General features: G+C 41.8%; 9 protein-coding genes. 4 read left to right on the top strand and 5 right to left on the bottom strand.

Annotation, left to right across the window (positions count from 1 at the left end; all coding sequences use genetic code 11):
* Nucleotide 1 precedes the first annotated feature (1 nt).
* The 5 genes from ACEN82_RS04650 to ACEN82_RS04630 form a co-directional block, all read right to left on the bottom strand.
* Nucleotides 2–3,391: a VCBS repeat-containing protein gene (locus ACEN82_RS04650; protein WP_495644077.1), complete on the bottom strand. Its 3,390-nt coding sequence runs from the start codon at nucleotides 3,389–3,391 to the stop codon at nucleotides 2–4.
* Between the two features lie 358 nt (nucleotides 3,392–3,749).
* Nucleotides 3,750–5,351 (bottom strand): RagB/SusD family nutrient uptake outer membrane protein, encoded by a 1,602-nt coding sequence (locus ACEN82_RS04645; RefSeq protein WP_176628590.1) that lies wholly within the window; start codon nucleotides 5,349–5,351, stop codon nucleotides 3,750–3,752.
* A gap of 33 nt (nucleotides 5,352–5,384) precedes the next feature.
* Nucleotides 5,385–8,660, bottom strand: coding sequence for a SusC/RagA family TonB-linked outer membrane protein (locus ACEN82_RS04640; protein ID WP_413318082.1), 3,276 nt, complete (start codon nucleotides 8,658–8,660; stop codon nucleotides 5,385–5,387).
* A 335-nt stretch (nucleotides 8,661–8,995) separates the two neighbouring features.
* Nucleotides 8,996–9,988, bottom strand: coding sequence for a FecR family protein (locus tag ACEN82_RS04635; protein WP_413318080.1), 993 nt, complete (start codon nucleotides 9,986–9,988; stop codon nucleotides 8,996–8,998).
* Nucleotides 9,989–10,078: 90 nt separating this feature from the next.
* Entirely contained in the window at nucleotides 10,079–10,666 is a 588-nt protein-coding gene (locus ACEN82_RS04630; RefSeq protein ID WP_413318078.1) for an RNA polymerase sigma factor, read from the bottom strand.
* A gap of 481 nt (nucleotides 10,667–11,147) precedes the next feature.
* Between ACEN82_RS04630 and ACEN82_RS04625 the strand changes: the two genes are divergently transcribed.
* From ACEN82_RS04625 to ACEN82_RS04610, 4 genes are all read left to right on the top strand, one after another.
* Nucleotides 11,148–12,116 carry an SDR family oxidoreductase gene (locus ACEN82_RS04625; protein WP_413318076.1) on the top strand — a complete coding sequence of 323 codons (969 nt, stop codon included), beginning with the start codon at nucleotides 11,148–11,150 and terminating at the stop codon, nucleotides 12,114–12,116.
* Between the two features lie 12 nt (nucleotides 12,117–12,128).
* Nucleotides 12,129–12,914, top strand: a complete 786-nt coding sequence (locus ACEN82_RS04620; protein WP_495644076.1) for a helix-turn-helix domain-containing protein — start codon at nucleotides 12,129–12,131, stop codon at nucleotides 12,912–12,914.
* 487 nt (nucleotides 12,915–13,401) lie between these two features.
* Nucleotides 13,402–14,472 carry a helix-turn-helix domain-containing protein gene (locus ACEN82_RS04615; protein WP_495644075.1) on the top strand — a complete coding sequence of 357 codons (1,071 nt, stop codon included), beginning with the start codon at nucleotides 13,402–13,404 and terminating at the stop codon, nucleotides 14,470–14,472.
* Nucleotides 14,473–14,603: 131 nt separating this feature from the next.
* Nucleotides 14,604–15,638, top strand: coding sequence for an HNH endonuclease domain-containing protein (locus tag ACEN82_RS04610; RefSeq protein ID WP_413318070.1), 1,035 nt, complete (start codon nucleotides 14,604–14,606; stop codon nucleotides 15,636–15,638).
* The last annotated feature ends 35 nt before the right edge of the window (nucleotides 15,639–15,673 follow it).

Raw genomic sequence — 15,673 nt, 5'->3', positions numbered from 1 at the left:
CTTATTTAAAACTTAACACCTCTGTTTTATCATTATTTTTAGCTACAATCAGCAGCTTGTTGTTTCCGGCTTTAATCTCTTTCATATCACGTACGGCCCCTTTTATTACGATGCCGCTTACCTGCGGTTTAACTGCCCTAAAGCCACCTTTCCCGTCTCCTTTAAGCAGCAATCCATAGCTGGCATCGTAGATCCCTGCTTCCGGTTTTGACTGGTAAAAGTTGCCCCCCAGCACAATGTCCTTTTTTCCATCCCCATCATAGTCTTTCACCACCAGCCCAAAAACCGTCGAAAACTGCGCCTCCACCGGCAATGGCTTCATCACGAACTTGCCATTCCGCTTATTCAGCAGCACACTGCTCCGCATTTCGCAGGCATCCAGCTTAACCATCTTTTGTAACAGTTCCCTGCCAAATATATCTTCCATCGTTTGTTCCTTGTACTGGACGTACCGCAGGTATTTCTTCTTCAGGTAGGGAAGTTCGCCTACCAGGTCATGCCTCAGTACCATCGGGTATTGTTTGTCGCCGTTATAGGTGCATACTATATCTTCTATGCTGCCCGTGCCGCTAAAGTCCCCCACATACATGCTTACCGGCTTCGCTCGGGTTGCCTTAAACCTGGAGTTTAGCCCATGATTGCCGGCTACTATATCCGGGTAACCATCGCCGTCTATGTCCGCAATCTCCAGGCGGTTCCACCACCCATTACTCCACTCCAGGCCCGCTTCGCGCGTTACTTCCTTTAAACGCCCACCTTCATTATGGAATATCCGGATCGGCATATACTCCCCGCAGGTTACCAGGTCTGGTTTTCCGTCGCGGTCATAATCAAACCATTTGGCATCGGTAACCATACCCAATTCCGTTAAGCCCGGGGCCCTCTCGTCGGTTACATCTGTAAAAAAGCCTTTGCCATTATTCTGCAGGAGATAACCCTTGCACGGGTAGCCATATTCACCCGGCTTTAACCGCACTCCAACAAACAGGTCCTGGTCCCCGTCCCCGTCAACGTCTGCTGCCGTTATGCAGGAGCTGCTCTCAAACTGAAATGACGGCAGCACCTGTTGCGATTTGCTGAAATTACCCTTCCCATTATTGATATATAGCCGGTCGATCAGATCCGTCGAGTTAGCCGAGAACTCGTTGCCTCCACTGCATACATACAGGTCCTGGTCCCCGTCACCATCCGCGTCGAAAAATAAACAGTCCGTATCTTCACTGGCCTTATCCTGCTCAAACAGTTTTTCGTTGCTCCGTTTAAAACGACCCGCCGGCGTTTGGACATATAATGCGCCTGGCTGGTCCTTGGCCCCGCAGATATAGAAGTCTTCCAAACCATCGCCGTTGACATCGCCTTTACCTATCCGCGGGCCATCCGCCGAGTGCATCTGGAAGATCAGCTTTTCCCTGTCAAAATCTATAAAGTCATTTTCCTTGTGCACAAAGTCTATCCCATGGTTATCTCTACTCTGCTCAAACACCGGCTTTGCACCGGCTGCCCCCCTCACTGCTTTCCCGGGCAATCCCGATTCAGCCTCCTTTACCGTGATCGTCTGGTTCGGTTTTACTCCTTTTAATACTTTCTGCTTACCGCAAGGCCATTTTACCACTATCGAATCGATCTCCTTTATTTTACCCAACCCGAAATTCAAACGGGTGTCTACGCTCGATTCAAATCCCCGCGACGGAACCTGCTCCTGGTAGTTTAATGTATGATTATAGTATAACGTTACCTGTGCCCCTACGCCAAAGCGGTTCTTCCCCTCGCCCTGCAATACCACTTTCAAATATTTATTCGCCGGCTCCAGCTTCCTGCTGTTGTTTCGGTAGATAAATGCCGGCATATTTACATTGTTCACCACCAGGTCAAGCGTCCCATCGTTATTTAAATCACCATACGCCGAACCATTCGAAAAACCCGGATCACCAAGACCCCATTCGGCTGCCTTATTGGTAAATGTCAGGTCCCCATTGTTTCGGTAGGCATAGTTAGGCACAGCCTCCGAGGGCATGCTATCTATTAGCTTCTTAATTACTTCCTTCTCACTACCCATCATTTTTCTTACTTGTATCGGGTTAGCCATAAATTGGATATAATCCTGATCGGTTAGGTCTTTATAAATACCGTTGCTAACGAAAATGTCTTTAAACCCATCATTATCCATATCCGAGATCAGCGCGCCCCAACTCCAGTCGGTTGCATGAACTCCCGAAAGCCGGCCTATCTCGCTGAAGTTTATCTTATTTTCGGCTAAGTTTTTATTCATAACCGGGCCCTGGTTCAGCTGCAAAACATTGCGAAGGAATTGCTGATAATATCCATTTTGGAGGTCGGACTGATACTTATCCCAGTTTTCAAAAGCTGTTTTTGTTTTTAACCTTGATTCCGGTTCAGGAAGCATATCAGTCACATAAATATCAGGATAGCCGTCATTATTGATGTCGGCTATGTCAGCTCCCATTGAGTTTTGGCTCAATTCCCTAATTGCATCGGTAAGGCACTCTTTAAAGGTGCCGTCGTGATTATTAATGTAGAGGTAATCACGTTCAAAAAAATCGTTGGAAACATAGATATCGTCCCAGCCATCCCCGTTTACATCAGAAATAGTTACACCTAATCCAAAACCAATTTTGCTACTGTATATTCCTGCTTGTTGGGTCACATCTTTAAAATGACCACTGTCGTTACGATACAGTTTATTCCCACCCAGGGGATCAGGAATATTACGCTGATCTTTGATCAAATCATAGTTCCCTACCGAACGAAACGAATTATTAAGAAGGTAGCAATCCAGGTCTCCGTCGTGATCGTAATCAAAGAAAACAGCATGAGTACACAAGCCTTTATTATTTAACCCATATTCGGCCGCTTTTTCGGTAAACGTCAGGTTACCATTATTAATGAACAACTGATTACTTCTGTTTTTTCCGGAAAAATCGCCCGACTTACATATATAAATATCCAACAGCCCATCGCCGTTAATATCCGCAAAGGTAACGCCCGTTGACCATACACCTGCCGAAGAGAGCCCAGCCTTATCGGTTATGTCTTCGAACTGAAAGTTGCCTTTGTTTAAATAGAGTCTGTTTGATTTTTGATTTCCGCAAAGGAAAACATCCGGCAAGCCGTCATTATTAATATCTCCAATACCAACACCCCCACCGTTATAAAAATTACGGTAGGTATAAACATTCAGTTGTTCGGTATATTTAACATCATTGGCAAAAGTTATTCCCGTGGATGATGAAGGAAGCAGTGAAAAAAGTTTGTTGCCTTCGTCTTTTTTAGGCTCGATGGGATTGCAGCCCATCAAAAATAAAAATGCAAAAAACGGTACCTGCCGAATATAGCTGGCCTCTGTGCATGAAGCATATATCTTTGCCGCCATAACGGAACGCCAAAAGGTTGTGAAAAATAAAATGACCTTTGGGGAGCTACGTTTTATTGGAGAATAAACCAATAATACAATTGGCTCAGGAATAATATTAAGTACCCTTTTAATCATTCACTTTATATAAAATAAGTTCCTTTTAACCTTGTTCAAATATTGTAGCCCGTCGCAATTTCTAAACCTGATGGGTTGACAACAACTCAATCAAAACAGCAAAACACAATCAACTAATAATCAAACATTTAAATCAAAATTCAGGTCAATTAGGTAAACCCGTGGTATTTAATGAGGAAAGCAAGTAATAAATCACTTGCTTTCCTTAAAAGAGCACCTTTGCCAAACTCAAAGCATTTTATCAATACCCGGGGTTTTGTTTCAGGTTTGGATTTGCATTAATTTGAGGTTCGGGTACCGGAAAAATATTAACGTGAGCATCCGGATCAGCCGGGTGGAAACGGTACGCGTCATTATAAACACCAAAACGGATCATATCCTGCCTTCTGTAGCTTTCTGCGAACATTTCCCGGCCGCGCTCTGCTAAAAATATTAAAGGAGTTAAACTGGTGAATGGTGCAACCCCTCCATGTACTGTTCGGATTTGATTAACCAAGGCAAGCGTAACCGGGTCGTTCCAATTGCCACTTTTTCTGGCTAATAATTCGGCCTTCATCAGCAAAATATCGGCGTATCTATAAATTGCCAAATCATTATCCAAACTTGACTGCATACCTTTATAAAATTGCCATTTACCAATACGAGCACCCGCCTGTCTCCAGGCATTGGGCTGCAGTTCGTTAATGTAAGGGGTAAAAGTAATAGGCGGACCATTAGGATCCGTCACATCTGCACCGCCGTCCGTTAAGGGGGTTACCCCATCAGCCTGGTATTGAGGTCCCACAAGGAAATTATTCAGCATCCGTTTGTCGAGTGTGCCGGTAGTAGGTGTACCTTTGGGGTCAAGGCCTACAACAGTTCCCTGCGGGCCGGGGTTTTGCGCCGGGTCAATATAGGATTGGTAAAATTCCTGTACCGAGGCAAATCCATTCCATGGCTGGTTATTCATTTGATAAGTATTCTGGCTTTGCAAGTGCAAAGTCTCCATATTCATATTAAAGCCGCCCGCTTTAACCCCATCAAACGGTATCGCCCAAATAGACTCGGTTGAACCCGTATTATTCCTTGAAAAATTGTCGGCGTAATTATTCATCAGCGTATACTTACCGGAATTAATAATTACATCACATGCAGCTAATGCTTTGTCATATTGTGGGGTTCCGGTATAAGTTTGGGCATTTAAATATAACTTGGCCAAAGTTGCTTCAGCAACATAATAAGTAACACGGCCGTAGTATGGGCCATCGCCCGTGCCTATTTTGGGTAGTTTTTCAATGTTTGCCAGTAATTCTGATTCAATAAAAGCGTAAACTTCGGCCCGGCTTTTGGTTGCAGGGGGTTTGGTATCCGAAAAATCAGTAGTGATAGGCACGTTGCCAAACAAATCAAGCAGCCAGTAGTAGTAAATGGCCCTTAAACATTTTAATTCTGCTACATAAGTAGCAGCAGTTGGTGATTTACTTACTGCCAGGGCGGCCAAAATTTTGTTACAAGTTGTAACCCCGCCGAAACCAAGGCTCCAGCCATTAGCTGGTTGCGAATCGGTGCTGTTGGTTTTATGTGTTTTTAAACGTACCCAGTGCCCACCGTCACCCCAGTCAGCGCCCCGTGTTGGTACAACAACCTCGTCGGTAGTAACCTCATTTAAGTTAAAGAAAGCACCGTTATAACCATAAATAGAAGAATATGCAGCGCCCACGGCGGCCGCCAGTTGCTTGTCTGTTTTATAAAAACTATCCTCAGTTACCTGATCGTAGAGCAATGCTTTTTCATCCAGCTTTGTACATGAAGCCGCAGCAAGAAACACCAGCAACGAATATCTTGTTAATGATTTATGTTTCATAATTTGTATATATTAAACTTTGAAATACCTTAATTAAAATCCCAAATTAACGCCGAGGGTAAATGACCTTGTATAAACCCATGTCTCCCTACGGTCGATACCCGGAGCTAACACATTTCCGGAGTCAGCGTACCTAACCTCCGGGTCAACACCTGTATAACCGGTAATAGTGAAAAGGTTCTGGCCCGAAATATAGGCTCTCAAACTGCTAATCATCCCCGGTTTACTGCTCTTGGCAATCTTGAAAGTATAGCCAAACGTTGCGTTATCCAATTTCAGGAAAGATGCTTTTTCAACGTCATAACTGCTGTATGCGGCACCATCGGTAACTTTGGGATTGAAATATTTGGTATTTACTATATTGTAGCTGGTTGCAACATTTGGATTTTCGTAAAACGCGCGGTAAGTATTTATTAACTGATGACCGATAGATGAGCGAAGAAAAAAGTTAAAATCGAACTGTTTGTATCTAAAGGCGTTGGTAATCCCAAATTCAAATTTAGGTAAGCCATTACCAATAACCTGGCGTGGTGCATTTGCCAACCCAACAGTGCCGCCTTTACCGTCAGAGTACTGGTATACGCCATTTGCGTCAACACCTACATATTTGGGCCCGTAAAGTATACCGATCGGCTGACCTTCTACCGCCCTCGTTAACTGCGTGGCTTCCTGGCCAGGAGTGCCAAGGTTGGTAGCCCCTACGTACGAACCTTTTAAAGCGTCAATCAGCTTTGTTAAAACTACGTGGTAACTTGAAATATTGCCACCGGTAGTCCAACTGAAGTCAGGTGTTTTAATAGCTTCATAACTTAGAGCTAATTCCACACCCGAGTTACTCAGTTCGCCAATGTTTTCCCACGTGTTGTTGAATAACGCCGGCGGCGAAGGCACCGTAACGTCAAAAATCAAGTCGGTAGTTTCCCTGTTAAAATAGTCAAAGGTACCGGTTAACCTTCCGTTTAACAGTGAAAAGTCTAACCCGATATCTGTTTCAGCTTTTTTCTCCCATTTCAGACCAGGGTTTGGATTTCTGGTGCCACTGTAGGTGCTCAGATATACACCATTACCCGCATAATAGGTACCGCCACTATTTGATAAAGTAGACAATGAAAGATACGGAAACGGTGGTAATGCACCGGTAACCCCATAGCTGCCGCGCAATTTGAGGTTGCTTATACTTTGAATCTTTAATATTCTGCTCAAATCAAAACCTGCACTAACAGCAGGAAAAAAGCCCCATTTGTTATTTACACCAAACTCTGTTGAACCGTCTCTTCTTAAACTGGCCGAAAGGAAAGCGATATTATCATAGTTTAAGTTTACCCGCCCGAAAAACGAGATCAGCTTATTCTCATTTTTATAACTTTCAACTACACCTATACCATTTTTAAAATCAAGAGCGGCTGCAAAATTCTGACCCGAAGCATCAGTTACAAAATTACCGCCCTGGGCATCAAATCCCTGGTAGAAGAAATCCTGATACGAATATCCGGCGACAGCGGCAATCTCCAGTTTATGTATTGTTTTGTCGTAAGACAAGGTACTTTCAAGTAAACTGTTTTCAGATTCATCATCAAATTTTGCAGAAATGCCCGAACGGCTAAAACCACTGCCCAGCGGAAAGCCCCTGGAAATAAAGGCTGTAGTTGGGGAGTACTCTGAATGATAGATGCTTGTTGTTTGTTTAAAATATTTAGTAGCAAACTTCAATCCTTTAGTTAGCTCATACGTCGCGGTTCCGCCAATGTTAAATTTCTTATTCCGTGCTTCGTTTGTATTTTGAACCAACATTGCCACCGGGTTTGAATAATCAACGAAGTTGGATTCAAAAAAACCACCGCCGGTTAAATCATATAAAGGATCTGTAGAATGAACTGGTGCTGTGGGGTTAAAAATGGTTGCATATTTGAAAGCATCTGGAAAACCAAATTGTGAGTTTCTGTTAGTAGTATTTATATTTAAATTAAGGACCAATTTGTTATCCAAAGCCTTGTGGGTGATATTCAAACGGCCATTTAATTGCTGAAAACCAGTTCTGATTGCAACACCCTGACTATTGCGATAGTTTAAAGTTGCATCATAAACAGTACGTTCATCACCTCCCGAAATACCTAAATTATGTACATGTGAAAAGGCAGAACGGGTTATTTCTTTATTCCAATCGGTAGAAGAGCCATAGTTTGTCCCTTTGCCAAGCGCAACAAACTCGGCGGCTGTCATATGCTTGGTAAATTTAGCAGGGGTTTCTTCAGTACCTGAAACGTTATAAGTAAGCTTTGACATCCCTCTCTTTCCTGCGATGGTTGTTATAATGATAACGCCAGCCGAACCGCGTGTACCATAAATAGCAGCGGCCGAACCATCCTTCAGTACGTCAATACTTTTTATATCATTTGGATCAACTGTATTAATATCAGCCCCCACCTGGCCATCAAGCACTATTAGCGGCTGTGTGTTAGCTCCTAAAGTAGAAAGCCCCCTTAACCTGATGGCAAAACCACCGTTAGGGTCGCCACCCGGGCGTGCGATAGAAAGACCGGCTACTTTACCTTGTAATAACTGTGCAACATCACTGATATTACCTTTATTAAATTGTGCTGCACTTACAGAGGTAATTGCGCTGGTCACTTCCCGCTTTTTCTGGGTTCCGTAACCAGTTACAACAACTTCGTCCAGACCATTTGTACTTTCCGTTAACGCCACATTAATCACACTTTGCTGATCCTCTCCTAATGCTAATGTTTTTGTTACCGATTTAAAACCAACAAAAGTAAAAGTGAGCGTATAGTTACCTGCCGGTAAATTAGAGAAGCTATAGTTGCCGTTAACGTCTGTTGCTTTATTTAATGAAATCGCGCCATCCAGTTTTACCGTAACACCCGCTAACGGACTCTCCTTTGAATCGGTTACCGTTCCTTTAATTATGCCTTTGGATGCTACTACATCAATAGTGGCATCTGCTTTTTCACCGGTTGCCGCTTTATCCTGATTTGATTTTGTAATTAATATCTGGTCATCAATCTGTCTGAATTTGAGTAAAGTGTTAGACAAAATAGCCTTCAGAACTACTGCTATCGATTTATTACTGGCAGCAATATCCAGGTTGAGAATATCTTTCACATCATCATTGCGATACATAAAATGAAAACTGCTTTGTGATTCGATTTTATGAAAAGCTTTTACAAGTGATTCATTCTTGAGTGTAAGACTCACCGCTACCTGGTCAATTGTCTGACTCTTTACAGGGGCTGCTGAAAATACAGGAATTGAAGTAGCTAATATGAACATTGAAATTATCCCGATTCTCATACACTGTTTAAAATTTAAGTCAATTAGCAGATGAAATCTAAGCGGGTATTTAACAAAATGCCGCGGTTCTGCCAGAATTATGGAAAAATTCATAATTTAGTTTGTTTTAAGTGATTAATGTCTTCGATTGAATGTTAAAATTTAAAACACCCGGCTAATACAATCGATTGCAGTCGAATAGCGTTAGCGACCCTCTGAGGTTATTTCCCCGGAAATGGTTCAGAGGGTTTTTTATGCCGGAGAACTATCCGGACTTCTTTTAAACAGGATCTGTTTGTGATTTTTGAGGTACTTTTTCTTCATATACTTTAAGTTTAATTGGTTTGAGATTTAGTTTAATTGGCTTGAGACTTAGTGGAGATGGTTATGGTAGTCTTTGCTTTATCGTACGAATAAATGGCATCATTGAACTCACAAATGCTTTTTAATGCCTGATCCAGGTTAGCAGACTTATTGAAAGTAGAGGTGAAGTGTTTTGAACTAACCAACTGATCTGTAAATAATATTTTAACCTTAAACCGGTCTTCCAATACCTTGGCTGCTTCCCCAAAAGTTACATCTTCGAAATACAAATCATCCTTCGCCGTCCAGATCGTGTAGTTTTTTGCATTTATGTTAGTTTGCGTTGAAATGGATTTTTGCCGGTCAAAGGTGATCTGCTGATTGGGAACAATAATACCCAGGAGCTTGTTATTATTGCTGACTTTTACCTTGCCTCTGGTAACGGTGACTGTTATGGTTTTATCACCAGGCACTGCTTTTACATCAAATGCAGTACCCAACACAGTTGTTTTTATTTTACCGGTGTGTACAATAAAAGGTTTTAAGTTGTTATGTTTTATGTCGAAAAAGGCTTCACCGGTAAGATATACTTCGCGTTTCGCAAGGCCATCAAATGATGAAGCATAACTAAGTTTGCTACCATAACTGAGTATTACCCGGCTTCCGTCAGGCAGTACCAGAAACAGGTTAGGTTTTGGCCGATGGGCCGAGTATGACTGGGGAGGTTTAACAACCGGTTTATTGTGTAAGAATAAATATCCTATGCCACAAACTCCTATGATTGCCGCTGCCGCTGCTATTTTGTTGACCCAGGTTTTCAGGCGTATTATTTTTTTATCAACCCCGTTATGTTTATCGATGCTTTCCCAAATTGAGGCATTTATTTCTTCCTTGATTTCCTTCTTCTGCTCATCACTCAATAGAGAAATAATATCTGGCTCGGCAGAAAACAACTCGTAATATTTAACTAAAAATTGCTGTTCTTCATCTGTTGCTTCATTATTGAGATATTTATGCAACAGTTCAAGAAAATATTGCTTGTCCATTTAAAATAGGTTGTACTATTGATTATAGATATGACCTATAAACAACCAAAAGTCCCACTCCACTAAAAAATTTATTTTTTACAGACCTAATTATTTTATTGCCCAAAATAAAATGATCAATAAAGAAAGGAAGGGTAATAATGACACTTTCAATTTTTCAATAGCTTTTAGGAGCTGGTTTTGAACTGTTTTTCTTGTGAGACCCAATTGTGCCGCGATTTCTTTGGTTGGTAAATCGTTCTGATAATGAAGGCGGAAAATAATTTGCCTTTTGGGAGGAAGCGTATTTAAAAGCGCCTCATAAGATATTAAAAACTCTTTCCAAAGCAAATTGTCGTCAGCTTGTTGACAAGATGCAGGCAGGTCATCAATAACATCAAAGAATGGATGAATGATTTTCTGCTTTTCAACCAGTTTAAACACCTTATTACGTATAGCTACTGTTAAATAAGCCGGTAGATTATGAATACGGAGACTTTCTTTTTTGAGCCAAATATGAGTAAATACTTCCTGGACTATATCTTTTGCCTGATCCGAATCCTTTAAACGTTTATATGCTTCGGAATAGGCGTTCCCCCAATGCTTTTCATATAATAAATTAAATGCATGTTGACTGCCCTGTTCTATTTGCTGTAACAATAAAACGTCGTCAGTATGATTTAACTCAATTGATTTCATTATAAATTTGATGTTTATAATAGTTACAGTCCGTCTTCATTGAAAACAACTAATTTGTTTACCAGTCAATAAAAATTCACCGTGTAGAGGGAACTATAATTAGGTTTTAATTGTATTACTAATCTAAATCAATTAAATCAATAATCAAATAAAAACTTAAATTAATTGTTAAATAAACATTCATTTTAAGTTCGATAGATATACCGAAAAAACAAATATTAATATTTACTTGCCAGCGATATGAGAATTTTTCATAAGGAATTCAGTGCAATTTTAAGTGTTACTTTAACATCAATAAAAAGTCAGATTGGAATTAAGATGCTTTATCCACTTGGTAGATAACACAGTTATGCGCTACACCTTATAGTCAGCGGCTTAAAGCAAAATCAAATCTCCTGGACTTTTAAACAAAACAAAGTTGAACTTCTAAACAAAACAGGCAAGCCGCATTAGCGCCATCTTTGTCAAAAGAAAATTCAACATGGAAAATAACATCAAACAGCCAACCGTATTAGTAACAGGCGGCACAGGCTTCATTGGCATCTATTGTATCCTTCAACTCTTACAACAAGGCTACACTGTTAAAACAACCCTTCGCTCCTTAAAAAGAAAAGACGAAGTAATTAACCTGCTCAAAGGAGCCGGAATCAAATCCTTTGAAAACCTCGCCTTTGTGGAAGCAGACCTGACTAATGACCTGAACTGGAATTGGGCAGCTGATGGCTGCACCTATGTGCTGCACGTAGCTTCCCCATTTCCTGCCGAAGAACCCGAAGATGCCAACGACCTTATTATACCCGCACGGGATGGCGCGTTACGGGTATTGAAAGCCGCCCGCCATGCCGGTGTGAAACGCGTGGTATTAACCTCATCCTTTGCTGCCATCGGCTACAGCAAAGATCCCAAAGGCTACACCTTTACCGAAGAAGACTGGACAGACCCCGAGCTGACAGACCGCGCCTACATCAAATCTAAAACGATTGCCGAAAAAGCTGCCTGGGACTGGATCAACAGCGAGGGCCACGGCATGGAACTCACCGTAATAAACCCGGTTGGCGTATTTGGCCCTGCCCTGGGAAAAGACTTCTCCACCTCTATCGGCTTTGTGAAAGGCATATTGGATGGCCAGATCAAAGAAACGCTGCCCTTCACTTTTGGCGTGGTGGATGTGCGTGATGTAGCCGATATTCACCTCAAAGCAATGACACATCCGGCCGCAGCGGGCGAGCGCTTCCTGGCAACAGCCATCGGGGTCATGAGCCTTTACGACGTGGCTGAGCTTATCCGGAAAGAAAGACCCGAATACGCCGGAAACATCGCCGACTTGAAACCGCTGGATGAATCCTTTTATATCGCCATTTCCAACGCAAAGGCACAGCGGGTATTGAATTGGCATCCTCGCAGTAAGGAAGAAGTGATATTGGCAAGTGCGGATAGTCTTTTGAATTAAGTATTTTTGAGCATGATCACCAGTAGTCTGCAATCCTGTCATTTAGGGCCCGGAATATCTCCCGAACAGGTAATATCCGATCATTTCTTTCTGTACCTCCTAAAAGGCTCTATGCTGGCATACAGTGGCGACAAGCATTACCACTTTCATCCCGGCGATAGCTGCATCGCCCGTAAAAACCATTTGCTGCGATACACCAAGCAGCAGCAGGACGGTGACTTTAAAAAGATCGTCATCGTGCTGGATGAAGCTTTTCTAAAACGGTTTTTAGCCCGGCACCGGGTAGATACCGGCATCGCCACATCAGACGATTCCATCCGGCCGGTCAAGGACGATCAGCTACTCACCAGCTTCATCCATTCCCTCGAACCCTATTATAGGGGCGAGGCCGAGATCGAGGAAGCTTTTGCGGATCTCAAGCGGGAAGAACTGCTATTGATCCTGCTCAAAAACGACCCAGGCCTTGCTGCCGTATTGTTCAACTTCGGTGCGCCGCAAAAGATAGACATCGAAGCTTTCATGACCCGGAACTTCAGGTTTAATGTCCCTTTGGAGCGCTTCGCGTTTCTGACAGGCAGGAGCCTATCCGCTTTCAAGCGTGACTTCCAGCAAATCTATAACGACACGCCCGGACGCTGGCTGACAAAAAAGCGATTGGAAGAAGCTTACTTTCTCATCCACCAGCAAAGCCAAAAGCCCAAAGACATTTATCTTGAGTTGGGCTTCGAGAATCTGTCTCATTTCTCCTTTGCCTTTAAAAAGCAATTCGGGCTTGCGCCGACTGCTGTGCTTTACTGAAAAAAGAACCAGACTTTCGTATAGTCTATAACTCGCTTACCGGGGAAATAGCACATATGAACTCACTTAGTAATGACTTTTACAGGGGCTACAAAGTTGATACAATACTCGTTGGTGGGTGGAGATTCTGTTGAACTTGACCACTATGTTCCGGGGCAAGCTGACACGACGACTGTCGATTCAAGATATGGCAGGCCCTCAAAAGAGCCCTCATGTACAAAAAAAGCCGTTTCCTGGTAACTGAAACGGCTTTTCTTGTGAGTGATCCCATTTGGATTCGAACCAAAGACCTACAGATTAGAAATCTAATCTTCGGCTCAATTATCTTGAAAAAATAAAGACGTATCTCATTTACTGTGAGCAATTTACGATTTACTTCTGAATAATCAAAATTTTCTTGTACCGTATTTGTACCGGTCCAAGTTATAATTGTGACGGTTGAAATTCGCGTTCTTAATAAAGTTCGCAAAAGGTTTTGCCGCGTTGTATGGCTCCAATTTTCATAACTTTACTAAATAACAATGTTATGTTCATGAATGGGATACCGGAACGCTTAAAGTTTTATCGCGAAGCAAATGAATTAATACTTGCAGATGTAGCTTATATGCTCGGTATCTCCGAGGCAGAGTATGCCGCCTTTGAACAGGCCACCATGGAAATGCCGTTGAAGGTTTTAGTTAAGCTGCTCCGTATTTATAATATTACAATGGATAAATTCATCGGAAAAGCTACTCTTTCAGATTTACCTGGTGAAAACACTGAAATTGCTCCAATAATGGATTCAGATTTCAAAAGGGCAAAAGAAGCTCCAAAAAAATCAAAGCAAGTTGTGAAAGAGTACCCGAAGGTAGATAACGGTAATTTTTCCGAGAGTTTTGGAGTAAATACCCGCAAATCGCATAGATCAGTAACACCAAAACAAGCAGTTACCATGCTTAAAGAGCATGGCACAGATATTACCGAAAATCAGGCCGAAGAAGTGCTTGACTTTTTGTACCGTATTGCGAATTTAGCTGTGGAACAAGTACTAACCACAGCAGAACGCGACAATCGCCTAAAAGAAGAACCGAATGGTTATTTGTTTGAGGACAAAGGATATACTTGCCAAATATGCCGGCGTAGTGCCGAGGGAGGCTGGTATGATCATTCAGGATTGCGCTGCGGGATATGCCAACAAGCGATCTTGGATGGTATTATTCCATCAAACATCTGTGGACATGAAGAACTTTACTACAGTGAAAACGAATTGAGTCGTGAATTTAACCTAAATGGCAAAACTCTTACAAGTTGGATTGGTAGAGGCATAATTAAGGAAAGAACTATTCCGTTAAAAAATAGGAAAGGCAAACATTATCGCCTATTTCTGCTGAAGGACAATGAGGGATTTTTACCACCTAAAGAAGTATTGAGATGCCTGGATTACGCGGTTGAAGAAAGGGATGGTACTGAAGTGCAGGTACCCTTACGCTGGTACGAAGCGCAGGAACATCCTGAAGCTTATCTTTCAAATTATGGAATTAGTAGGCATTTACGCTTTACGGGGGCTACGGATGAATAGGAAGATAAACAAATTTGCAGCGTTTTTTCATGTGCAGAATAGGTTTTAAGTATATCCATAAATTTCATTGTGAAGTATTCTGTAGACTTATACTTACTTCCTTAGTATATTGCTATCCATAATTTAAAGCATTGAACCTACCAGGCGAATCAAACCTTCCGATCCATCTGCTTTCAGCGTGTTTTAACAATACCTCTGCAACCTATAAGTTTTATTGGTTCCTGGCGATATTATCACGAATTGAAACCGGCGAAAGTGTTATCGCCAAAAACGATCTGTTTGCAGAAATGATCGCAAACTCCTGGTTTACTATTAATTACTTTCATATTTCTTTCGGCAAGCAGGATAAATTACAGCATGCTGTTGAGCAAATAAAGGCCCTGGAGCATTTGACGATCGATGCAGATAAAGCAAGTATTTTTAAGAAGCTTACCCTAACTACTAATAAAGCTTCCCTGAAGGAATTGAATTACTTTAATTCGGAGGTACCTCACCGGTTTTTAAGTCCTTGGTTTAGAGCAGATGATATGAACCTGGCGTACCTGCAGTCCCAAACTTATTCAAACAACTGCCCGTATGCCCTTTATAAGGACAAAATTGAAGTCAATCCGGCGTGGATCAATTACTTACAAAAGAATGCAAGGGTGTTGAAGGATTTTTGTTACTGGAATCTTGCGATGTATTTACAAAGTAAGAATCCTAATGTTCCGGACATACCCAATAAACTTATCAAATCACCCATAAGAAAAAATCTAACGGAGCAGCGCAGAAAGTTTTGGGATATTGTGCTGAATGAATTAGGCAGCGTAGATTGTATTTATACTAATAGCCGCTTAACGGTTGGGAATTATGCTGTTGAACATTTTATACCATATGCGTTTGTCTCACACGACCTGATATGGAACCTAATTCCTGCTGATAGGTCTTTCAACAGCTCTAAAAATGACAAGTTGCCTAACTTGCCAGCTTACTTCGAACCATTTTACAAACTGCAATATGCGGCAAAAGAAATAGTGCAGCATCAATTTCCTAAAAATAAATTCCTGGAAGACTATCTTACCATATTTCCTTCATTAGAAAACGAGCACTTTAACAGTAAGAAATATCTTGAATTGCTTCAACCGCTGGTAACTATTGCCAGTAATAACGGTTTCCAGTTTTTATAATAAACAGGATGCGCTAAAGGCAAATTGCTGTGACC

It is taken from the genome of Mucilaginibacter sp. Mucisp73 (assembly GCF_059491465.1).
The sequence above is the reverse complement of the archived record's forward strand: the minus strand, read 5'-3'. Positions and strand labels throughout refer to the sequence as shown.